Origin of the sequence: Halorubrum sp. Atlit-26R (assembly GCF_003666015.1) — an archaeon.
In the GTDB taxonomy this organism is placed as follows: domain Archaea; phylum Halobacteriota; class Halobacteria; order Halobacteriales; family Haloferacaceae; genus Halorubrum.
In genome coordinates this window covers 1-491 of sequence record NZ_QPLT01000437.1, presented here as the reverse complement: position 1 = coordinate 491, position 491 = coordinate 1, and the positions used below count along the sequence as shown (strand labels likewise).

General features: G+C 66.0%; 1 protein-coding gene. It reads left to right on the top strand.

Annotated features, from left to right (window positions below; all coding sequences use genetic code 11):
- The coding region (locus DVK07_RS21340; RefSeq protein WP_121598619.1) for a sporulation protein at positions 1 to 490 on the top strand (490 nt) is incomplete at its 5' end.
- Position 491: the final 1 nt, after the last annotated feature.

Sequence of the window (491 nt, the reverse complement as noted above, 5' to 3'; positions counted from 1 at the left end):
AGAGACACGGGACGTGTCACTCGACATTCCCCACGGGACGCCCGTCACACTCGGGAACGTCGACGTGTGGGTCGAGACCGAACTCGACATCGAACTGGCCGTCGACCCCGAAGACAAAGACTACCTGAACGTCCAGCCGACGCCGCGGCTGCAAGCCGTCTTCGACGCGCTCGACGACCTCGGCTTCTCGCTGCACACCGCCGAGTGCGAGGCCGACCCCCACGGCGTGTTCACCTCGTCGCGGCGCTTCGTCCAAGAGTTCGAGTTCCGACCCACGTCGGGTCCGTTCGCCGGCGATGTAGACGAACTCGAAGTCGTGCCGCGACCGGACGAAGACGCGCTCGAACTGTTCCTCGTAGTCGACCGCCGCGGCGGCGTGCTGAGCGAGCTCAGCGACTTAGACGAGCGGACCGTCCAGACGACGGTTCGGACCACCGACGTGAGCAACGTGCGCGACGAGCTGGAGTCGCTGATTCGCGCCAACGCCTGAC